We start from the raw sequence: 20359 nt of genomic DNA, 5'->3' as shown, positions 1-20359 counted from the left end.
CACCGTGGCGGCAAGTCAGGAGAGTTTGGTCAGCCGGAACGGGATCCGAATCTCTACCGGATAACCACGCCCGCATGCACCTGGCACACCGGTGGTGATGTCCTCGCCGGCCAGAATCGTTGAGGCGATGTCGAATTCGTTCCCCGCGTAGGGATAGAAGATGAAGAGCTGGTGGCCTGAACTGACGGTGCCGTCCGGGCACCGCTGCCAATCAGGAATCGTCCGGCGCACTCGCCATGATTGCGTCTGAAAGTACATGTCGGCAGTCCAGCCCTGGTCGCTGATGACTCGACCGGTGCATGACTGATAATTCGTGCAGACGGATTCGATGGACCACGTCGAGATCACGTTCAGTTGGTCACGATAGACGCCGTCGGTCTTGGCCCAGTCGCCGATTGTCACGGCCTGATAGGTGCCGTTGAGCGCCGGTCCGTCCGGCATCGCCCACGCCGGCGCCGCAACCAAACCGAGCGCGATCGTCAGGCACCCGCCCAGCGTCATCAGCGACCGTGCACCCATCGTGTCCCCTTACGTCAGGCGTCCACCATCGCGGCGATGGTGTCGACCACGCACGCCGGCCGATCGGACCCCTCGACCTCGACGGTGACCCGTACCGTCGCGCGACCGCCTTTGTCGTTGCGATCCACTTTGATGAGTTCGGCACCCGCTCGGATCCGGGAGTCGACGGGCACCGGCGACGGAAATCGAAGCTTGTCCACGCCGTAGTTCACCTGCATCGACAGACCAGTCACCTTGTAGATCTGCTGTACCAGAATCGGCACCAGCGACAACGTCAGATATCCGTGTGCGATCGTCTTGCCATAGGGTCCGCGAGCGGCCTTGTCCGGGTCGACATGGATCCACTGATGGTCGCCGGTGGCCTGGGCGAAGAGATCGATCTCCTGCTGGGTGACCTGCCGCCAACCGCTGTACCCGAGATGCTCGCCGACGTGGGCCTCGAAGCCGGCGATCCCCTCGTACGTCGTCGGCGTCGGCGGGGCCTGCGTCATACCTTGACCTTCAGCCTCAACTGTTCGATGGCGTTGCCGCCCATGATCTTCGCCTTGGCCTCCTCGGAGATGCCGTCCAGACGGTCGACAAAGCTGAGTGGATCGCCGATACCCTCCGGGTGTGGGAAGTCCGAGCCGAACATGACGTGGTCCTCACCCATGATCTCGACGATCGACGCTACGTCGTCTTCCAGGAACGGATGAATGTAGACATTGCGTTTGAACACCTCGACAGGATGCTCGTCGAATTCCTTGGGCATGACCCGGTAGGCCTTCTCCAGCTGGCGGAGCAGGTTCTTCACCCAGCCACTGCCGTTCTCGACGACGAGTACCCGCAGATCGGGGAATCGGGAGAGCACACCGTGGCAGATCAGCGCCGCCAGCGTGTCTTCCATGGCCCGGAAGCCCATGACGACTTCACGCAGCGCGCTCGGCTTGAAGGACAGGTACTCATCGCCGCCCTCCCACTCCATGAGGTGTTTCTGATACCCGCTGTCGGAGGCGTGGAAGGTGACCGGGATGTCGGCCTTGACGACTTCGGCCCAGAACGGGTCGAACTCCGGCAGTCCCATGGACCGTGACCCGCCGAACCGGCTCGGCACCGGCGCGGGCCGGACGAGGAAGGTCTTCATGCCGCGCTCGAGGGCCCAGTGAAACTCTTTGATTGCTTCGTCCACCAGGGGCAGACAGATGACGGGAGTGGCGAAGATCCTGTCCTCGTAATTGAAGGTCCAGTGCTCGTGCATCCATTCGTTGAGGGCGTGGATGATCGCGTGGGTGAGCACGACATCATCGGTGGTCCGCTCCTCGATGAGGCTGGCTAGCGTCGGATACATCACGCACTGATCGATACCGAGCTCGTCCATCAACTCCAGCCTGGGGCCCGGCGACTGGTAGGCCGGGATGACATCCATTGCCTCGCCGATGAATTCGCGAAAGTTGAGGCCTTCCGGATTGTTGCCGAGAAAGTAATCCTCGGCGCTTCCCGGCCTGGCGACCCGCTCGAACGTGGGGTTCGGGATCATATGGCTGATGTGGTCTTTGACGACCAGCTTGGGGCGGCCGTTGATCTCGACGTAGCCCACCTTGCCCTTGTGCTGCTTCGGCAGGTACTTCAGTAGCGCGTCGGTGGTCTCGTACATGTGATTGTCGATGTCGAACACTGGGTACGGGAGCTTGCGGGTCATGGGCTGATTCCTCCTCGGAGCAGCGAATATCAGCATTTACGCTTTATGAAAACGACGTTATCACTTGGCTGCGGCAACCTCCATATCAGGGGTCAAGATGCCGCCAATCCGCGCCAGGTCGCTGTGACATCGCTCGTGGTGGTCACGGTGGCCAGCAGCGACAGGGTGTTGTCGATGATCGCGTCCGCGTACTCCCGTGGAACTCCCGCGACCGCGTCACGGGGCAGGACGAACTGATATCCGCGGTTGACCGCATCCATCACAAAGTTCGTGATGGCGACATTGACCGAGACACCGACACCGACAATCGTCCTGATGTTCAGGTTGCGCAGCACCGCATCAAGATCGGTCCCGGTCATCGGTCCGATGCCGTGGGTGCGCGTCAGGACCAGATCGCCTTCCTGCTGCCCGAGTTCGGGTAGCACCGAAGCTCCCGGGCCACCTGGCGTGAGGTCAGCAGTGAACGATTTTCCCGCGGCGAACAGTCGGGCGTTGGTATTGGACCCGCGTCCGTCGGGCCGCCGCTGTATCAGGCAGTGCACCACGGTCACGCCGGCCGTCCTGGCCGCCGCCAGCAGCGCGGCGATGTTGGGAACCGCTTCACGGCGGGCTTCCTCGGCAAGCAGTGGCAGGCCCGCCTGAGGGCCGATGACACCACCCTGACACTCTTGGGTCACCAGCGCTGTAGTGGCAGGCTCCAGGAGTTCGGCGAGTACGGGTGCGGGCATGAGAACACACGTTATCGTGTGCTGGGTAGGAAGTTCCAGAGGAGCGGCAATGCAGATGTGGGAGCTCGAGGCCCGAGAGTCGGTGCGCCAGACGCTGGCCGACTACACCGTGGCCACCGACCGGTTCGACCTCGGTGCGCTGGCAGCGTGCTTCGGCGCCGAAGGCGTTCTCGAGTTCACCGGTGGGCCCGAACCGCTCATCGGCCCCGAGGCGATCGAGGCCGGACTCGGCGCGGCGATGGGCAGACCGCGGGACACCGGTCGACCTCTGCCCACTCTTGTTCGCCACCACGTCGCGAGCCTGCGGTTCGTGTCGGTCGCCGCCGACCTGGTCCACGCCAGCAGCTACTTCGCGGTGCACACCGATGTGGGGCTGGACCACTGGGGCCGCTACCGCGATGAGCTGGTGCCGGTGGGCCGGCGATGGCTGTTCGCGTCGCGCAGGATCAGCGTAGACGGATTCTCGAAGGACAGCTTGATGGTGCAGTGAGCGAGGTCAGCCGCCGAGGATGAATTCCTTGGCGAACACCTGTGCGCGTTCGATGACTTCGGCGCGATCACGCCCGGCATGTGAGACCGGCAACCACGTCACGCCTGCTGAGGCCAGGCGGTCGATGACGGCATGGCGCTCGTCAGCGGACTTGCTGTCGTCCAACAGGTTCCCGGCAGAGAAACAGATGTCCAGCGGCTCGGTGCGTCCGATCTCGGTGGCGTAGGACTTGGCCCACTTGATCGCCGACTCCAGTTCCTCGATCGTAGAGATCTCGGCGGTGCGCGACGCTGTTGCATAGCCGAAGGTGTTGAACGGGGCCCATCCCTGGCCGCGCGACACCGCGCGCCGGACTGCGGGCTTGCTGTTGCCACCGATCCAGATCGGCGGTGGCGACGAGGGCACCGGGCGCAGACGCACACCGCGGGTCTGGAAGGTCGAACCCTCGTAGGCGACGTCCTCGCCGGACAGCACCTTGCCGAGGACATCGAGCGCTTCGTCCAGTAATGCGCCCCGATTGTCGAAGTCGACTCCCAAAGAGCGGAATTCGGGCTTGAGATAGCCGGCGGCAGTGCCGATGATCAGCCGGTCGCCAGAGAGGACCTGCAGACTCTGGATCGATTTCGCGCCCAGCAGCGGATTGCGGTACGCCGCGATGTACACATTGGTGAGCAGCTTGACCGCCGAGGTGGCTGCGGCCGCGAACGACAACGCGACGAACGGGTCCAGTGCGTGATGTCCGCCGTGGTCGAGCCACTTGGTGTCCGGTGCGGGGTGGTCGGTGACGTGCACCGAGGCGTACCCGGCGGCCTCGGCAGCTTGTGCGACCTCGGCGATCGCCGTCGCGGAGACGAACTCCGCCGGTTCCTCCACACGCTGGGTGGGGAGTTCGAGAGAATACGACAGGGTCACAGTGATCCTTCCGGCTGTTGACGTGATGTCGGGATGAGTTCTGCCAGGCGTGCGAGATGATGGTCAGGACCACCGAACATCAGCTCGGTGGCTTTGGCGCGCCGCACGTACAGGTGTGCATCGTGTTCCCAGGTGAAGCCGATGCCGCCGTGGATACGCATACTGTCGAGTGAGATCTGCAACAGCGCTTCCGAGCACGCTGTCTTCGCCACCGAGGCGGCCACCGCACGTTCGCTGTCGTCGGTGGTTTCCGATGCATGGAACACCGCTGATCTCGCACCCTCGACGAGCACCAGCATGTCGGCGCAGCGGTGCTTGATGGCTTGGAAGCTGCCGATGGCGCGACCGAACTGGATGCGCTCCTTGGCGTAGGCCACCGCGTTGTCCAGGCACCGTTGCGCTGCGCCCAGCTGTTCGGAGGCCAGTGCCACCAACGCGAGATCCGAGGTGCGGGCGAGCCCAGCAGCGGCCTGCCCGTCGGTGCCGATCAACCGGGCGATGACACTCTCGAAGCGCAATCCGGCGACTTTCCGCGTGCGGTCGAGCGTGCTCAATGGCTCGCGAACGAGCCCGCCCGCGGTCGCGTCGACGGCAAACAACGACACGCCGTCTGCGGTGTTTGCGGCAACCAGGATGATGTCCGCGGTGTGGCCGTCGAGTACCCGCGCGGCCTCACCCGAGAGCCGGTAGCTCGCCTCGCCGTCGCGGTGTGCGGTGATCGTCACGGCGCAGGGGTCCCACGCATCGAGGGTGCCGTTGAGCACCAGAGTTGCCACCCTGCTGCCGTCGAGCAGGTCTGGCGCGAACTCCTCGATGGCGGACTCGTCGCCGCTGTTCAGCAGCGCCGGCAATGCCAGCGCGACGGTTGCGAAGAACGGCGAGCACAACAGAGCCGCGCCCATCTCCTCGAAGACGACGGTCAGTTCCGGCATGCCCGCCCCGGCACCGCCCCATTGCTCCGGCACGGCGATGCCGTGCAGCCCGAGCTCATTGGCCATCTGGCGCCATACCGCATCGTCGTAGCCTCGGTCGGTGTCCATCAGGGCCCGGACGGCCGAACTGGACGAGGTCTGGTTCAGAAAGTCGCGAACCGCTGTTCGGAACGAATCCAATTCACTCATGGATGTGACCTGTCCGCCGGTCCGGGTTGAGGCGTTGGTGGTGTCATGTCTCCTTCGAGTCCACAGAAGCGTCGGCGCATCTCAGCGCCGCCGGTGATGAAAGCCTGACGCGCCCCGGGATGGGCATTTGCGAACAAGGATAGTATGTTTTCTGGAAACAGAGAATAATGATTCTCACCGGAAGGGGAAACTCGGTGACGACAAAACTCGACTACGGGATCTTTGACTGCGACACCCACTGCTACGAGACGCGGGACGCGTTCACCCGATATCTGCCCAGCGAGTTTCACGACAGAGCGATTGCGCCGGTGCGCGCGGCCGACGGCAAGGAAGTCATCCTGGCCGGGCACCGGGTGGCCACCTTCAACAGTGAAGCAGGCCTTGGCTTCGACCTGGCCTACCGGCCCGGTTCGCTCAAGGAGATGCTCAAACAGATGGGTTCGGGCAATCCGGACGAGACCTATGAGCCGCAACCCATGCAGCCGGAGTGGCTGGAACGTAAGCCCCGGCTGAAGGTGATGGCCGAGCAGAACGTCGAGCGCGCGGTCATCTTCCCGGCGGGCATGGCGCTCGCCGCAGAACACTACGTTGACGACACCGCCGCGCTCTATGCCAACCTGCGCTCGTTCAATCGATGGTTCGACGAAACGTGGGGTTTCAACTACCAGGACAAGTTGTATGCCACGGCGCTGCTGTCGCTGCGGGACCTGGAATCGTCGATCGCCGAGACCGAGGCCATCATCGAGCAGGGAGCAAAGATGGTGCTTCTGCCGACCGGTCCCGCCCACGGCCGCTCGCCCGGTGACCCCTACTTCGATCCGATCTACGCACGGTTGCAGGAAGCCGGCTGCACGTTGGTTTTCCACATCCAACCGTTCTGGTACTTCGACGCCATATCCCCGGCGTGGGGCCACAACCCCGATCCGGCAGCCTGGCACATGTCGGCCTGGCAGTGGATGAACATCTACGGGCAGCGCCCCATCGAGGACACCCTGTCTGCGCTGATCTTCGACAACCTCTTCGGCCGGTTCCCGGATTTGAATGTGCTGGTCGCCGAGCACGGCGCGGAGTGGGTGCCGCAATTCGTCATCCACATGGACAAGAGTCGCGGCATGGGGCGCAACGGGCCGTGGATCGGCGGGAAGCTGACCGAGAAGCCGTCGGAAATCTTCCGCAGACACGTCGGCGTCGTCCCCTATCCGGAAGACGACGTCCCCGGGATCGTCAGCCGACTCGGCTACGACGAATGCCTTCTGATGGGCTCCGACTACCCGCACGCCGAGGGACTGGCCGAGCCGGCGGACTTCGTCAAGCTGCTCGACCCGCTCGACGACGCGGCCAAGAAGCGCATCATGGTCGACAACGCCGACCAGTTGCTGCGCAGAGGCTAGTGCTCGGTGGCACCGAACAACGTGGCCGATTCCGACGTCGACCTGGATCTGTTGCGGTCCTCGGCACGGGAATTCCTGGCCGAACGAGGCGAGAAGGATTCGGTCGAGGATCTGGCCCGGATGGATTGGACCGGTCTGCTGGTCGATGAGACGCTCGGCGGGGCGGGCTGGCTGCCCGTCGAAACCGTGGTGGTCGCCGAGGAGATCGGCCGAGCCGGCGACCGGTCGGCGTGGTTCGGTACGACGATGGCGGCCGCGGCGTTGGCGTTCGCCCCCAACGGTATCCGCGATCGCTGGTTGCCCTCGGTGCTCGACGGAACGGTCCCGGCAGGCCTGGCGTTGGCCGGGGGCACTGTCCGGGTGACCAACGCCGGAGCGTTGCGCTTACTGATCACATTGGGGGGCGACGGAATCCACTTGTTCGAGCTGTCAGACACGACGCCCAGAAGCCGCGATGACGAGTTGTTGGACATCAGTCGCCCGGCGTGGCGGGTAGAACTGTCTGGAACCGAGGGCATGCTCGTCGGCGGGAGCGAGCGGGCGGACCAGTTGCACGCGGTGGCAAGGGTCCTGCTCAGCGCCGACTCACTGGGTGCCTTCTCGGCGACCTTCGAGCGGCTGGTCGCCTACCTCAAGGAACGGATCGCCTTCGGGGCGCCCATCGCCAGTTTTCAGGCGGTGCAACACCGACTCGTCGACCTGCTGGTCTTCGAGACGAAAGCCCGAGCGGTGATCATGAAAGCGGCCCGTTCGCTGATGCCTGCGGAGGTCACCGGCGAGGCCATCGAACTTTCGGCCGCGGCACACGCGTTCGTGACGGCGAAGGCAGCAGCTGCCGTCGACGAGTGCATGCAGTTGTCCGGCGGCATCGGATTCACCTGGGAGTACCCCTTGCACCATGCGTTGCGTCGTGCGTTCACCAACGGTCAGCTGCTCGGCACGGCCCGCTCGAGCCGTGCCGCCTACGCGGAGATGGCCCGGTGGTGAGCGCCACCGGCCCGCGGCCCAGCGAAGCGCAGCTGGCCGAGTTCAGGGAGCGTGTCCGCGCACACATCGCCGACCACGCCCCACCGTTCATCGCACGCGAAGGTCGCCGCGCTCCGGAGAACGCCGAGCAGGAGACCGCACTGCGCAGCTGGTTCGCCGGACTGTTCGACGCCGGCTTCGTCGGCGCGGACTGGCCTGTCGAGTACGGCGGCAGGGCCGACCACCATCCGCTGCACGATCGCATCGTCAGCGAGGAACTCCTGCGTGCCCGTGCCCCCCGTCCGGTCGATCAGGTCAACCTGGCGGCCCACGTGCTCCTGCATTTCGGTTCCGAGGAACAGAAGTCCGCGTTGCTTCCGCCGATCAGGAGCAGCGAGCACGTGTGGTGCCAGTTGCTCAGTGAGCCCGACGCCGGCAGCGACATCGCCGGGGTACGGTGCCGAGGCGTTGGCAAGGATGACGGCAGCTGGGTTCTCGACGGGCAGAAGACGTGGATCACCGACGGCCACTGGGCCGATATGGGACTCGCCCTGATCAGGACCGACCCCGCATCGACTCGCCACCACGGCCTCTCGGCGTTCATCGTGCCGTTGTCGGCTCCCGGTGTCGAAGTGCGCCCCATCAGGACGATCAACGAAGCTATCGAAGTCAACGAGGTATTCCTCGACAGCGTGCCGATTCCCGCGGACGGCCTGATCGGAGAAGTCGGTCAGGGTTGGTCGATCATCATGGCAGGCTTGGACTTCGAGCGGTTCGGCATCGGCGGCAACGTGATCCTGCTGGAATTGTTGATCGACGACCTCGTCACGGTCGCGCGCAACGCGACGCTGGAGGGCAAACCTGCGTTCGACCACGACGACATCCGGCAGACGGTGGCGGAACTGGCGGTCGAGGTCGAGGTGGCCAAGGCCTTCATCGACGACCATGTCGAGCGGATGACTGTCGGCGCCGACGAGGTGGGCGACGGGTCGATCGCCAAACTGAGTTTCGCCGAGACTTACCATCGGGTTTCGGCGTACGGCACCGAACTCGGTGCGACGGTGTGTACCGTTGCCGCCGATGCACGTGTCGAGCAGGCCAAGCAGCGCCTCCGCGAAAGTTGGTTGTGGTCGCGGGCTTACACCGTCTCGGGTGGGAGCTCGGAGATGATGCGCAATATCCTGGCGAAGCGTCGGCTCGCCCTGCCGAGCCGGTGACAGCCGAAACCTTCTGGGGCCTGGTTGATACCGCAGCCCGACAACACCCCGGTCGGGTGATCCTCACCGACGACTTCGGCCGGAGCCTGACCAACGTGCAGCTTCACGACGCTGCGCTGAACACTGCCGCAGCTCTTGCGGAACGCGGGGTCAGCGCCGGCACTGTTGTGTCCTGGCAACTGCCCACCACGCTGGAGACGATGGTCATCATGGCGGCGCTGGCGCGGCTCGGGGCGGTACAGAATCCCATCCTCCCGATCTGGCGGGAGAGCGAGGTCCGCTTCGTCACAGGCCAACTGGATACCGAGATGCTCATCGTTCCGGGGATGTGGCGCGGATTCGACCATCTCGCACTAGCCGATGATCTGGCTCGCGAACGTGACATGTCGATCGTGTTGGTCGACCACGCCGCACCGACCACCGACGGTTTGCGGCTGCCCGTCGGCGATCCCGCGAGGCTGCTTCCGCCACCTGCCTCGGGGGAGGAGTCGCGCTGGGTGTACTACTCATCAGGCACGACTTCCGCGCCGAAGGGGGTTCGCCACTGTGATCGCTCGGTCATCGCCGGATCAGCCGGCGTCGTGGGGATGGTGGGAGCGTCGAGCACCGACGTGAATCCGATCGCGTTCCCGGTGACGCACATCGGCGGCGCGGCGATGCTGGCCGCAAGCCTGTTGACCGGCATGCGGTTGGTGCTCTTCGATACTTTCGACGTGACGCGGACTCCGAGAGCGATCGCCGATCACGGCGCCACCCTCCTGGGATCGGCCACCCCGTTCTTCGTGGCCTACCTCGCTGCACAGCGTGAGCACGGGGCCGATCCGCTGTTCCGCGACCTTCGTGGCTGCGTCGGTGGCGGAGCGCCGATCACTGCCGAACTGGGTCGACAGGTGCGCGAGAAGTTGTCGGTGCCGGGAATCGCGAACGCGTGGGGACTCACCGAGTTTCCGGTGGCGACATCTCCACCACCTGATGGCGACGCTGACACCCTGGACCACACCGTCGGGTGCCCCGTCCCGGGAGTGCGCGTGCGGGTTGTCGACGACTCGGAGCGAGAAGTCGCCGTCGGTGAGGTCGGCGAGCTGCGGCTCAAGGGCCCTCAGTGTTTCCTCGGCTACGTCGACGCCTCGCTGGACGCGCAGGCTTTCGACGCCGAAGGGTGGTTCCGCAGCGGGGATCAGGGCCGGCTGGACGGCGCGGGCAACGTCATTCTCACGGGGCGGCTCAAGGATGCCATCATCCGTAACGCCGAGAACATCTCTGCCCTCGAGGTCGAAGAAGTGCTCGCCACCCATCCTGCCGTTGCGGATGTGGCAGTGATCGGGGTGCCCGACGAACGCACCGGTGAACGCGTGTGTGCGGTGATCGTCGCCCGTCGCGATGAGACAGTGACGCTCCAGTCGCTGTTCGAGCACTGCCAGGACAGCGGACTCAGCAAGCACAAGTCGCCCGAGTGCATCGAGTTCGTCGATGAGTTACCGCGGAACAGCACCGGCAAGGTACTCAAGACCGAACTGCGAGCACGGTTCTGCCGGCGTCAGACAGAGGAGAAACCATGACAGGAAGACTCGACGGCAAGGTCGCGTTCATCACCGGAGCTGCTCGCGGCCAGGGACGCGCGCACGCGCTCGCGATGGCGCGTGAGGGTGCCGACATCGTCGCCGTGGACATCTGCGCCGACATGGCATCGAACCCATATCCTCTTGCCACACCGGACGATCTCGGTGAGACCGAGCGGGCGGTCAAGGAACTCGGTCGCCGTGTCTACGCCAGGGTCGCCGACGTTCGTGAGCGTCCCGCCCTCCGGGATGCGCTCGACTCGGCACTGGCGGATTTCGGGCGCCTCGACATCGTCGTCGCCAACGCCGGCATCCTGCCGATGGCCATGGGCTCGCCCGACCCGCAACATTTCGTCGACGCCACAGACGTGGACCTGGTCGGCGTGCTCAACACCGTGGCGGTGTCTTTGACGCACCTCTCGGACGGTTCGTCGATCATCATCACGGGTTCGACCGCGGGAATGATGCCCGGAAATGCCGACAGCCCGGAGATGGGCCCCGGTGGCGCCGGCTACGCGTGGAGTAAGAAAACCCTGATGGAGTACGCCGAGCAGATGGCGATTCATCTGGCGCCCAGATTCATTCGCGTCAACGTCATGCATCCGACCAACGTCAACACCCATTTGCTGCACAACGACGGGATCTACGGGGTGTTCCGGCCGGACCTGGTGGCAGAGGGCAAGAAGCCCACCCGCGAGGACGCCGATCTCGCGTTCACCTACTTCCAAGCCATGCCGATTCCCTACGTCGAGCCGGAGGACATCGCGAACCTCGCCGTCTTCCTGGCCAGTGACGAGAGCCGGTACATCACCGGCCAGCAGATCCGGGTCGATGCGGGCTCCTACCTCAAGTTCCCGAACGGACCGGGACAGTGATGGTACGCGACATCAGAGATCTGACCTCAGATCCTGGTGCGTATGCCGCCGAGTTGCAGCGCCGGTGGGGCGGGTTGTTGAGCTACCGCTACATCGGGCGCCATCACGCCTCGATGAATGTCGGGCCCGTCGATGACACCGTGATCGTCCGCCACGACATGCGCGATGTCACCGGCGGAATCTTGCTGAGCGTCTTTGGCATCGCGGCTCCAGAGGGCGGTCTGGTGTCGGATCTCGAGGCCGTTCCGAACCCTGTGGTGCACTCCTGCCAGGTCCTGGATGCGGGCGTGGATGTGAGACGGTTCGAGGTGCGCACCGAGGATGTCAAACGCGGACAACGGATGGCCTACAGCAGGTCGCTGATCGTCGACGCCGACCATCCCGGCCGCGTGCTGGCGATCACCGAGGGTCAGGGCGTGACGATCGGCGTACCCCCGGAGGGTCTGCCGAAGATGACCGTCGAACCGTTGGAAGTCATCGATTCTCCTGATCTGCCGCCGCTGTGGCAGGTGTTCGCCGGGCGTCAGGTGGACGCCACGACGTGGACCCTGCCCGAGCTGTCGGCAGAGGTTGCTTCTCCGGACGCCGCTCTGCACGTGGGGCCACAGTTCGTGATGACCGAGACGGCGGCGCGCAGCAGCATCACAGAACTCGCCGGAACGGGTGCGCTCGTCGGCGTCTCGTCGCACACCATGTTCGTCGCCAGGGCGAAATCGGGTCCGTTCACATTTGTGGCAGAACCCATTGCGGGAGGCGATGCCGTTTTCGGGGCGCGGACGCAAGTCTACGACGAGGGTGCGGACCGGAAACTGGTCACCGTTGCCACACACCTGTTTCGACACGCAGAGCAGGGCCGCGCATCATGAAGGCAAGTAGTGAGCTCATGGGCACCGATGCACGGCAGGGCGATTAGGCGCCGCCATGTTCACTCTTCGATTCGACATGCGGGCCCCTTCGATGGGTGCGCCGGCGACGGAGCTGTACTCCGCGGCGACTGAGATGTCCGCGTGGGCTGAGACCTGTGGATGCCTCGCCGTGGTCCTGTGTGAACACCATTGCGCGGACGACGGCTATCTGCCGTCGCCGTTGCTACTCGGGGCGGCGATTGCTGCCCGCACCGAGCAGTTGATGCTGAATCTGACTATTCTGCTGCCCTTCTACGATGTGGCTCGACTGGCAGAGGACATCTGCGTTCTCGACCACATCAGCGGGGGCCGGGCCAGCTACGTCTTCGGGATCGGCTACCGTGTCGAAGAATTCGACCATTTCGGGGTGGCTCTGCGCGATCGCGGTCGCCTTGCCGACGAGAACCTTCCGCTGCTGCGTCGCCTGTTGGCCGGAGAAGTAGTCGAGCACCGTGGCAGGCGGATGAAGGTGACTCCGAGACCGCGAGACCCGAACGGGCCGATGCTGAACTGGGGCGGATCCAGCCTTGCGGCGGCGCGGCGTGCCGGACGCAACGGCCTGGGCTTGCTGGCCAACGGTGGGGTTCCCGGGATGCAGGCGGCCTACGAAGAGGCATGTCGCGAGAACGGGTTCGAGCCCGGCTTCGTTCTCATTCCAGAACGTGACGCCGTGACGAACCTTTTCGTCGCCGAGGATGTCGACGCGGCGTGGGACGAGATCGGCGACTATCTGCTTCACGACGCAATGGCGTATTCGGCATGGAATCCGGGCAACGAGGTTTCGGCCAATCTGAGCACCGCCACGACCGTCGAGGAAGTCCGGCGTACGTCACCGTCGCACGTGATCCTGTCGGTCGACGAAGCGAGGCTGCGCATTGCCGGCGGCGAGATGTTCAATCTCTCGCCGCTGTGCGGAGGCATTCCTCCGGAGATCGCGTGGCCCTACCTCGAGAGATTCGTCGAACTGACCTAGCGGAAAGGTGAACCAACATGCCCATCGACCGGGTCGCTTTACACGAGAAGATCGCCTTCGACAAATGGGAGGGATACGCCAAGGCCATCGAGCGCGATCACCGAACTGCGGGAATGAGAGATTTCCTCTGGACCAACGAGGACGGGCAGATCGCTTGGTGGGACCGGTTCGTCGGCTCCGCCGATTGGGCGCGTCTGATGGCGGTCATCGGGCTCGACCCGCGCGGATTGCGGGGCCAGGACTACACCGTCCACTTCCTGCGTGATGGCGGAGCGGAAGGCTGATGTCCGATCAATCCGCGGCTTCAGAAAACGTCGTTCATTTCGACCCGTTTTCGGACGAGTTCTTCAACGACCCGTTCGAGACGTATCGGCGGCTCCGTGATCATGCACCGGTCTACCACAGCGCGCAGTACGATTTCTGGGCGCTTTCCCGGTATGAAGACGTTGCTCCCGCAATGCGCGACCACGAGACGTATTCATCGGCAAAGGGCGTCACGCTCGATCATTTCATCGACTCGGATGCGATGATCCCCGAAGGGGTGATCATCATGATGGATCCGCCTCAGCACACCCGCATGCGGGCATTGGTGAACAAAGTCTTCACGCCACGTGCCATCGCGAAACTCGAACCCATGATTCGGAACGTGGTCGAGGTGACGGCACGGCACGTCGACGCCAGGTCGTTCGACTTGGTCGAAGACTTCTCCGCGGTGTTTCCGGTCGAGATCATCACCACGATGCTGGGTGTTCCTCCGGACGGACGCCAGCAGATCCGTCATTGGCTCGACGCGCTGTTGGAACGCGAACCTGGAAACGTGAGCGTCACGGCGGCCGGCCGGGAAGCGGCCGTGAACATGTGGAGGTATTACTACGGCCTCGTCGTCGACAAGCGGGCCAACCCTGCGGACGACATGATCACGCGGTTGACCGAAGTGGAAGTGGACCGAGAGGACGGCACCCGTACTCGCCTCGATGACATCGAGATAGCCGCCTTCGCCTCGCTGCTCGGCGGGGCCGGAGCGGAGACGGTGACCAAGCTGATTGCCAGTGCGGGAGTCTTGTTCGCGCGTCACCAGGACCAGTGGCGGATGCTCCGAGAGGACAGGAGCCGCATCCCGGCCGCATTCGAAGAGCTTCTGCGCTACGAAGGGCCGTCCCAATACGACATCCGGTGGAGCAATGTCGAGGTCGAGCTCCATGGCAAGGTCATTCCCCGACACAAGCCGGTCATGCTCATCAACGGGTCGGCGACCAGGGATGAGCGAGTCTTCGCCGATCCGGACCGTTTCGACATCACCCGCGCGCATTCCGGGCACAATCTCGGATTCGGGTACGGGATACACAGCTGCCTGGGAGCGGCACTGGCGCGTATGGAGGGTCGGGTTGCCCTCGATGTCCTTCTCGATCTGATTCCCGAGTTCGACGTCGACGATGCCGGCTTGCGCAGGGTCAAGATGCCCAACGTCTTCGGGTGGGCCAGCGTGCCCACCCGTGCCGCGCCGCAGTGAGCGCACTTCATCGTCGATGCAGATGTAAGCCGGAGGCAAAGGAATGATGGTGAACGAATCAACTCGCCGGGTTCATCGCGTGGCACATGTCGGCACCGGCTTGACCGGTACGCAGGCTCTCCGAGCTGTTATCGACGACCCTGCCCTCGAACTCGTGGGGCTGAAAGTATCGACGGCGGACAAGGCAGGCTTGGATGCAGGCCGACTTTCCGGCGGTGCCGACGTCGGAATACCGGCAACCGATGATACAGACGCGATCATGGCGCTCGAGCCGGACTGCGTTCTCTACTGCGCCACTGCCATTCGGCGCGAGGCAGAGGCCATTGCCGATATCGTCGGGTATCTGGAGGCGGGCATCAACGTCGTCACGATTTCGACGATCCCGATGGTGTATCCGGCGGCCGCACCACGCGAATGGCAGGAAGCCGTTGAAACTGCGGCCCAGAAAGGCAAATCCACGTTCTATGCCACCGGTGCCGAGCCGGGATTCATCAGTCTCAACATCCCGACGGCACTGCTGACCGGTGCGGGCGCTGTCGATTCGTACCGTATGGACGAGTACGCCATCGATTTGGACAAGTCTTACCCGATCTGGGATGTTCTGCACGAATCCATGGGGTTCGGTAAAACGGATGGGCACGTGCCCGCCCGGATCGCTGCGGGGAAGGTGAACCACGACTGGGAGACAGTCGTTCGCTACATCGCCGACATCCTCGGAATGGTGCTCGACAGCGTCGAACTGGACTGGGAAACGCTGCTCGCTCCGGAGGACCTGACGACTGCGATCGGGGTGATCCCGCAAGGGACGATCTGCGGGCACCGGTGGCAGCTCGCCGGCATGGTCGATGGTCGTCCGACTGTTGCGGTGCAGTACTTCGCGACGGTCAGTTCCACACCGTGGCCGGCTCGCTGGCCTCGACCGTCGCGGCCCGACCAAGGCGGGATGGTCATCCGGATCGAGGGCCGGCCCAGCATGTGCGCGGAGCTGTACTTCGAACAGTCGCCCGCTGATCGGGTCAACCCCGGCGTCACGGCGACCGCGATGGCCGCGGTCAATGCGATACCTGCGGTCGTCGAGGCGCCAACCGGTGTGCTCGCCAATCCCTTGGCGGGCCCCTCGATCGTGACCAGACAGTCACGAACGATCACGGATTGGTGATCGAGGCCCTCAGTCGCTCCACAGTCACTCGCCGGTGCCGGCCAGAGCGGCCAGTTCGCGCTTGACGACCTTACCGACATCGTTGCGGGGTAACTGATCGACGAAGACGATCCGGGCGGGTATTCGATACGGCGTCAATCGTTCCCGGCACCACGCCGTGAGCAGTTCCTCTGTCACCGCATCATCACGTCGAGACACGAACGCCCATGGCACTTCTCCCACGCGCTCGTCGGGAATGCCCACCACCGCGGCCTCTCGCACGCCGTCTGCGGACAGCAGGACGTCCTCCACTGTTCCCGGGAACACCTTCAGTCCGCCACGGTTGATCATGTCGGACACCCGACCGTCCAGCCAGAGGAAGCCGTCGTCGTCGAACCAGCCGAGGTCGCCGGTGCGGAACCAGCCGTCGTCGGTCAGCCGGTCCAGGAAAGCCGGATCGATCCTGCGGGACGCGGTGGTCGGCGTCCGTACCATCACCTCGTCGTCGGCGATGCTGACGTCGATGCCGGGCAGCGGCCGTCCCACCGACCCCAGCTTCGTCTCGCCCCATTCCCTGGCGTCGGCGGCAGACCAGCCGACGACTTCGCCGCCGAGTTCGGTCTGGCCGTACGAGTTGAGCACCAGCACACCGAACTTGTCGCGAAACCTGGCTGCCTGAACCGGCGACAACGGTGCGGTGATGGAGCGAACGATCTTCAGCGGCGACAGGTCGGTGACGGCCTCGTCGTGCAGCACCATCGTCAGGGCTGCCGGGGGGAGCACCGTGGAGCGCAACTGGTGCCGTCTGACCAGGACGGCGAAGTCGGTGGGGGAGAACCGGTCCATGAGTACGACGCCGGACCCGGCGCGGAAGGCGAACAGCACCTGGTAGATGCCCGCCCACAGAGACAGCGACAGTGGCACCAGGTTCGGCATCGGCGCACGCTTGGGCTTGCCGGTATCGGGCTTGGTGCCGCGCAACTTCGTGAGCAGGCGATCGATCAGATCGAGCACCGTCGCGTGGCGCAACGGAACGGGTTTGGGGGCGCCGGTGGTACCCGAGGTGAATTGCAACAATGCGACATCCTCGTCGTACTGGCGGGGATCGTCGGGCGGGTAGCCCGTCGCCGCGAGCTCCCAATGTCGGCCTTCGCCAGTGACCACCGGCAAGGGGAACTTCGAGAACCGCTGCGCAAGCTCGGGAGTGGTGATCACAGCGACGGGACGTAGGGTGGCGAGCTGAGTGGCGACCTCCGTATCGGCGGCGCGCGGGTTCAGCGGCGTGTAAACGCCGCCGGCATGCCAGGTGCCGAACAGCGCGGCGATCGTCACTGCGTCGTTCGGTAGCATCGCTGCGACCACCCGCCCGCTTTGCACGCCGGCCCCGGTGAGTAATTCGCCAACCCGTGCGGCGTCGGCGGTGAGGTCTGCGGCGGAGACTTCTGTGTTCACGGTGTGCACCGCGACCGGAGGCAGGCCGTCGAGGAGCTGAGCCAAGCTCACGTGTCGACCTCCAGTGAAAGCCAGTTCGGGGACCTCTTGTCGGCGAACGCCCGCGGGCCTTCATCCTGGTCCGGGTGTCCCCACACCGATGTCAGGTGTGTGGCGCCCTCCCGGCAGGCGTCGGTCAGCCCGTGCTCCAAGGCTCCCCACAGCGCGCGCTTGGTCGCGCGCATCGCCACCGGAGAATTCCTGGAGATCTTCTCACCCAGTTCCTGGGCGACGTCTCGCAACTGTTCGGGCGGATCGACGATCTGACTGATCATCCCCAGCTCGTAGGCGCGCCGGGCGGTCAACCTCTCGTGGCTGCCGACCAGCGCCATCCGCAGCACCGCCTCGGCGGGCATCTTGCGCATCAGCGCGATGGTCTCCAGCGCGCTCACCTGACCGATGGAGACGTGCGGGTCGACGAAGGTCGCATCGGCGGCGGCGATCACGATGTCTGCGTCGGCCACCCAGTGCAGGCCGCCGCCCGCACAGACACCGTTGACAGCAGTGATGACCGGTTTGCCGACATTGCAGTGCCACGCGGTCAGCTTGAGATCGAGGGTGCGCATCGTCTCCTGGAACTGTTGCACCGCATCGCCGTCGAGTTCTTCGACATCGGCGCCGACCTGAAATGCCCGCCCGTTGCCGGTGTGCACGATGACGCGCACGTCGGGGTCGGCGTCGAGTTCGGCCCACGCTCTGGGAAACTCCTCGCGCATCACGATGTCGTAGGCGTTGAGCCGCTCAGGGCGGTTGTTGATGATCCAGCCCACCGGGCCATGCCGCTCGACGATGAGCCGCTGGTAAGGGGGTGTTCCCTCGGTTGTCACGGTGCCTCCGCCGTCGCTGTCGGCTGCCAATTCGGTTGCCGCTTCTCCAGCCAGGCCCGGACACCCTCGTCCTGATCGGGGTGGCCGGCGAGCCGGTCGATCTCCGCCGCAGCCTCCTCACGGGCGGTGCTCAGACCCACCTCCAAAGAACGCCAGAGTGCCTTCTTGGTGGCGCGCATCGCCATAGGGGAGTTGGCAGCGACGGCGGTCGCCACTGCGGTGGCCGCTGCCCGCAGGGCGTCACCGGCCACCACTTCGGAGATGATGCCCAGCTCGTAGGCCCGTTGTGCGGATATCCGTTCGTTCCTGCCCGTCAATGCCATCCGGAGGATCGCCTCCATCGGTGACTTGCGAAGCAGCGTGATGGCTTCGTAGGCGACAGCCTGACCCACCGAGACGTGCGGGTCCACGAACGACGCGCCCTCGGCGGCGATGACGATGTCCGCATCGGCGACCAGATGTAGTCCACCGCCGGCACACACCCCGTTGACGGCCGCGATGACCGGCTTCCACACATCGCAGTGCCAGGACGAGATCTTCAGCTCAGCGTCACGGGTCCGGCGAGAGTGCTTGCGCATGGCGTTCTTGTCCCGGGCCACCTGGACGACGTCCATGCCTGTGCAGAACGACTTGCCGTTCGCAGTGTTGACGATGACACGGACCTGTGGGTCGGCATCCAGCTCGGCCCAGGCCCGCTCGAGTTCGTCGAGCATCCTGGCATCGAACGCGTTCCCGGCGTCCGGGCGGTTCAGGATCAGCCAGCCCACGCCGTCGGATTTCTCGACGATGAGTCGCTCATAGGCACTCACGAACGCGGAATATCCTTCCAGGGCTTGCCCTTCCACAGGTCGGGCTCCCTCGGGAGGCCGAGCACCCGTTCGCCCAGGATGTTCTTGTTGATGTCGGTGGTCCCGCCCTCGGTGCTGTTCGCGAGGCTGCGCATCCATCCCTGGACTTCCCGCGGCAATGCATCGCGGTCGTCGCCGGCCGGCCAGGCGAGTGCGTCCGTGCCCAGCAGATCGACCATCAGATCCTGGATCTGCTGGTTGAGGGTGGCCTGGTGCACTTTGCCGATCGAGGACGCCGCACCCGGTGACTGGCCGGCCGACAGCGCGGCGCGTACGCGCGTGTTCGTCCACCCGCGGATCTGCTCCTGTGCCCACAGCCGCATGACCTTTCCCCGGACCACCGGATCGGACCACCGGCCGGTCTCCTGTGCCAACGTGATCAGACGCTCGGCGCTGGAGCCGCCGAGCCGTCCCATACCGCCGGAGCCCGATCCCGAGACCATCTGTCGCTCGCTGGACAACGTCGATGCGCTGACGCGCCATCCGTCGTTGAGCCCGCCGACACGATGGGCGTCGGGCACCGTGGCGCCATCGATGAACACCTCGTTGAATTCGCTCTCGCCGGTGATCTGACGAAGCGGGCGCACCTCGACCCCGGGCTGATGCATGTCCAACAGGAAGTAAGTGATGCCTTTGTGCTTCGGCTGATCGGGATCGGTTCGCGCCAGCAGGATTCCGTAGTCCGCCTCATCTGCCCAGGTGGTCCAGACCTTCTGGCCGGTCACCACCCACCGGTCGCCGTCCCGCACCGCCTTGGTGGCCAGCGAGGCGAGGTCGGACCCCGCGCCAGGCTCGCTGAACAGCTGGCACCACTTCTCTTCGTTGCGCACGATCGGTGGCAGGAATCTCAGCCGCTGCTCCTCGGTGCCGTGAGTGAACAGCGCGGCCGCCGCATTGTTGAGTCCGAGGGGATTCAGCCTGGTCAGTCGCAGGGGACCCAGTACGGCCTCGATCGCGCGGGCGACCTCGTTGCCGACACCCAGGCCACCATGCTCGGGACGCCAGGTGGGTACCACCAGCCCGGAGTCGGCGAACACCGGGTACCACCGCCGGTACTCCTCCTGGCTGCGTGCGGCGCGAAGGGCCTTGGGTCCCGCGGCCGCGGCTTCGCGCCAGTGTTCCGGCACCTCGGCGGCGACCCATTGCTCAGTCACAGTGACGGCGTCGGCGGCACTGGTGGTGTCGGTGATCGGTAGTCGTGTCATGGCTCC

21 protein-coding genes are annotated in these 20359 nt (G+C 64.9%); 11 read left to right on the top strand and 10 right to left on the bottom strand.

The window, feature by feature from the left end; all coding sequences use genetic code 11:
• Positions 1-15 precede the first annotated feature (15 nt).
• The 4 genes from G6N53_RS20965 to G6N53_RS20950 form a co-directional block, all read right to left on the bottom strand.
• The gene (locus tag G6N53_RS20965; RefSeq protein ID WP_163891619.1) at positions 16-501 is read right to left on the bottom strand and encodes an Rv2253/PknI dimerization domain-containing protein; all 486 of its coding nucleotides are present in this window, start codon (positions 499-501) and stop codon (positions 16-18) included.
• A 32-nt stretch (positions 502-533) separates the two neighbouring features.
• On the bottom strand, positions 534-1010 hold the full coding sequence (locus tag G6N53_RS20960; RefSeq protein WP_163891618.1) for a MaoC family dehydratase: 477 nt from the start codon (positions 1008-1010) through the stop codon (positions 534-536).
• Positions 1007-2197, bottom strand: a complete 1191-nt coding sequence (locus tag G6N53_RS20955; RefSeq protein ID WP_163891616.1) for an amidohydrolase family protein — start codon at positions 2195-2197, stop codon at positions 1007-1009. Before G6N53_RS20955 ends, G6N53_RS20960 begins: the two co-directional genes overlap by 4 nt.
• A gap of 92 nt (positions 2198-2289) precedes the next feature.
• Positions 2290-2925 carry a cysteine hydrolase family protein gene (locus G6N53_RS20950; protein ID WP_163891614.1) on the bottom strand — a complete coding sequence of 212 codons (636 nt, stop codon included), beginning with the start codon at positions 2923-2925 and terminating at the stop codon, positions 2290-2292.
• A gap of 49 nt (positions 2926-2974) precedes the next feature.
• Between G6N53_RS20950 and G6N53_RS20945 the strand changes: the two genes are divergently transcribed.
• Positions 2975-3415 carry a nuclear transport factor 2 family protein gene (locus tag G6N53_RS20945; RefSeq protein ID WP_163891612.1) on the top strand — a complete coding sequence of 147 codons (441 nt, stop codon included), beginning with the start codon at positions 2975-2977 and terminating at the stop codon, positions 3413-3415.
• Positions 3416-3421: 6 nt separating this feature from the next.
• Here G6N53_RS20945 and G6N53_RS20940 read toward each other — a convergent pair whose 3' ends face one another.
• The gene (locus G6N53_RS20940) at positions 3422-4327 is read right to left on the bottom strand and encodes a TIGR03619 family F420-dependent LLM class oxidoreductase (RefSeq protein WP_163891610.1); all 906 of its coding nucleotides are present in this window, start codon (positions 4325-4327) and stop codon (positions 3422-3424) included.
• Positions 4324-5448, bottom strand: coding sequence for an acyl-CoA dehydrogenase family protein (locus tag G6N53_RS20935; RefSeq protein ID WP_163891609.1), 1125 nt, complete (start codon positions 5446-5448; stop codon positions 4324-4326). The genes G6N53_RS20940 and G6N53_RS20935 overlap by 4 nt, the downstream gene beginning before the upstream one ends.
• 194 nt (positions 5449-5642) lie before the next feature.
• Here G6N53_RS20935 and G6N53_RS20930 point away from each other — a divergent pair, with 194 nt between their 5' ends.
• The 10 genes from G6N53_RS20930 (at position 5643) to G6N53_RS20885 (ending at position 16003) form a co-directional block, all read left to right on the top strand.
• Complete coding sequence (locus tag G6N53_RS20930; protein ID WP_163891607.1) at positions 5643-6839, top strand: amidohydrolase family protein; 1197 nt, start codon at positions 5643-5645, stop codon at positions 6837-6839.
• Positions 6840-6845: 6 nt separating this feature from the next.
• Positions 6846-7826, top strand: a complete 981-nt coding sequence (locus G6N53_RS20925) for an acyl-CoA dehydrogenase family protein (protein ID WP_237166593.1) — start codon at positions 6846-6848, stop codon at positions 7824-7826.
• Positions 7823-9022, top strand: a complete 1200-nt coding sequence (locus G6N53_RS20920) for an acyl-CoA dehydrogenase family protein (protein ID WP_163891605.1) — start codon at positions 7823-7825, stop codon at positions 9020-9022. The genes G6N53_RS20925 and G6N53_RS20920 overlap by 4 nt, the downstream gene beginning before the upstream one ends.
• Positions 9019-10581 (top strand): class I adenylate-forming enzyme family protein, encoded by a 1563-nt coding sequence (locus tag G6N53_RS20915; RefSeq protein ID WP_163891603.1) that lies wholly within the window; start codon positions 9019-9021, stop codon positions 10579-10581. The genes G6N53_RS20920 and G6N53_RS20915 overlap by 4 nt, the downstream gene beginning before the upstream one ends.
• Complete coding sequence (locus G6N53_RS20910; protein ID WP_163891601.1) at positions 10578-11456, top strand: mycofactocin-coupled SDR family oxidoreductase; 879 nt, start codon at positions 10578-10580, stop codon at positions 11454-11456. Before G6N53_RS20915 ends, G6N53_RS20910 begins: the two co-directional genes overlap by 4 nt.
• Positions 11456-12322 carry a hypothetical protein gene (locus G6N53_RS20905; protein ID WP_163896162.1) on the top strand — a complete coding sequence of 289 codons (867 nt, stop codon included), beginning with the start codon at positions 11456-11458 and terminating at the stop codon, positions 12320-12322. The genes G6N53_RS20910 and G6N53_RS20905 overlap by 1 nt, the downstream gene beginning before the upstream one ends.
• A 55-nt stretch (positions 12323-12377) precedes the next feature.
• Entirely contained in the window at positions 12378-13334 is a 957-nt protein-coding gene (locus G6N53_RS20900) for an LLM class flavin-dependent oxidoreductase (RefSeq protein WP_163891599.1), read from the top strand.
• A gap of 17 nt (positions 13335-13351) precedes the next feature.
• Complete coding sequence (locus G6N53_RS20895; protein ID WP_163891597.1) at positions 13352-13618, top strand: hypothetical protein; 267 nt, start codon at positions 13352-13354, stop codon at positions 13616-13618.
• On the top strand, positions 13618-14844 hold the full coding sequence (locus G6N53_RS20890) for a cytochrome P450 (RefSeq protein ID WP_163891595.1): 1227 nt from the start codon (positions 13618-13620) through the stop codon (positions 14842-14844). The genes G6N53_RS20895 and G6N53_RS20890 overlap by 1 nt, the downstream gene beginning before the upstream one ends.
• Positions 14845-15103: 259 nt before the next feature.
• Complete coding sequence (locus G6N53_RS20885; protein WP_237166592.1) at positions 15104-16003, top strand: dihydrodipicolinate reductase; 900 nt, start codon at positions 15104-15106, stop codon at positions 16001-16003.
• A 24-nt stretch (positions 16004-16027) separates the two neighbouring features.
• Here the strand turns inward: G6N53_RS20885 and G6N53_RS20880 are convergent, their stop codons facing one another.
• From G6N53_RS20880 to G6N53_RS20865, 4 genes are read right to left on the bottom strand one after another with little or no spacing between them, the layout of a single operon-like run.
• Positions 16028-17485, bottom strand: coding sequence for a class I adenylate-forming enzyme family protein (locus tag G6N53_RS20880; RefSeq protein ID WP_163891593.1), 1458 nt, complete (start codon positions 17483-17485; stop codon positions 16028-16030).
• Complete coding sequence (locus G6N53_RS20875; RefSeq protein WP_163891591.1) at positions 17482-18300, bottom strand: enoyl-CoA hydratase/isomerase family protein; 819 nt, start codon at positions 18298-18300, stop codon at positions 17482-17484. The genes G6N53_RS20880 and G6N53_RS20875 overlap by 4 nt, the downstream gene beginning before the upstream one ends.
• Positions 18297-19109: an enoyl-CoA hydratase/isomerase family protein gene (locus G6N53_RS20870; RefSeq protein ID WP_163891588.1), complete on the bottom strand. Its 813-nt coding sequence runs from the start codon at positions 19107-19109 to the stop codon at positions 18297-18299. Before G6N53_RS20870 ends, G6N53_RS20875 begins: the two co-directional genes overlap by 4 nt.
• The gene (locus G6N53_RS20865; RefSeq protein WP_163891586.1) at positions 19106-20353 is read right to left on the bottom strand and encodes an acyl-CoA dehydrogenase family protein; all 1248 of its coding nucleotides are present in this window, start codon (positions 20351-20353) and stop codon (positions 19106-19108) included. The genes G6N53_RS20870 and G6N53_RS20865 overlap by 4 nt, the downstream gene beginning before the upstream one ends.
• Positions 20354-20359 lie beyond the last annotated feature (6 nt).

Source organism: Mycolicibacterium hippocampi (assembly GCF_010723735.1).
Lineage (GTDB): Bacteria > Actinomycetota > Actinomycetes > Mycobacteriales > Mycobacteriaceae > Mycobacterium > Mycobacterium hippocampi.
The sequence above is the reverse complement of the archived record's forward strand: the minus strand, read 5'-3'. Positions and strand labels throughout refer to the sequence as shown.

Coding starts and splice junctions, on each gene's coding strand:
- G6N53_RS20965 (WP_163891619.1), bottom strand. CDS start 501: ATGACGCTGGGCGGGTGCCTGACGATCGCGCTCGGTTTGGTTGCGGCG.
- G6N53_RS20960 (WP_163891618.1), bottom strand. CDS start 1,010: ATGACGCAGGCCCCGCCGACGCCGACGACGTACGAGGGGATCGCCGGC.
- G6N53_RS20955 (WP_163891616.1), bottom strand. CDS start 2,197: ATGACCCGCAAGCTCCCGTACCCAGTGTTCGACATCGACAATCACATG.
- G6N53_RS20950 (WP_163891614.1), bottom strand. CDS start 2,925: ATGCCCGCACCCGTACTCGCCGAACTCCTGGAGCCTGCCACTACAGCG.
- G6N53_RS20945 (WP_163891612.1), top strand. CDS start 2,975: ATGCAGATGTGGGAGCTCGAGGCCCGAGAGTCGGTGCGCCAGACGCTG.
- G6N53_RS20935 (WP_163891609.1), bottom strand. CDS start 5,448: ATGAGTGAATTGGATTCGTTCCGAACAGCGGTTCGCGACTTTCTGAAC.
- G6N53_RS20910 (WP_163891601.1), top strand. CDS start 10,578: ATGACAGGAAGACTCGACGGCAAGGTCGCGTTCATCACCGGAGCTGCT.
- G6N53_RS20905 (WP_163896162.1), top strand. CDS start 11,456: ATGGTACGCGACATCAGAGATCTGACCTCAGATCCTGGTGCGTATGCC.
- G6N53_RS20900 (WP_163891599.1), top strand. CDS start 12,378: ATGTTCACTCTTCGATTCGACATGCGGGCCCCTTCGATGGGTGCGCCG.
- G6N53_RS20895 (WP_163891597.1), top strand. CDS start 13,352: ATGCCCATCGACCGGGTCGCTTTACACGAGAAGATCGCCTTCGACAAA.
- G6N53_RS20890 (WP_163891595.1), top strand. CDS start 13,618: ATGTCCGATCAATCCGCGGCTTCAGAAAACGTCGTTCATTTCGACCCG.
- G6N53_RS20885 (WP_237166592.1), top strand. CDS start 15,104: ATGGCGCTCGAGCCGGACTGCGTTCTCTACTGCGCCACTGCCATTCGG.
- G6N53_RS20865 (WP_163891586.1), bottom strand. CDS start 20,353: ATGACACGACTACCGATCACCGACACCACCAGTGCCGCCGACGCCGTC.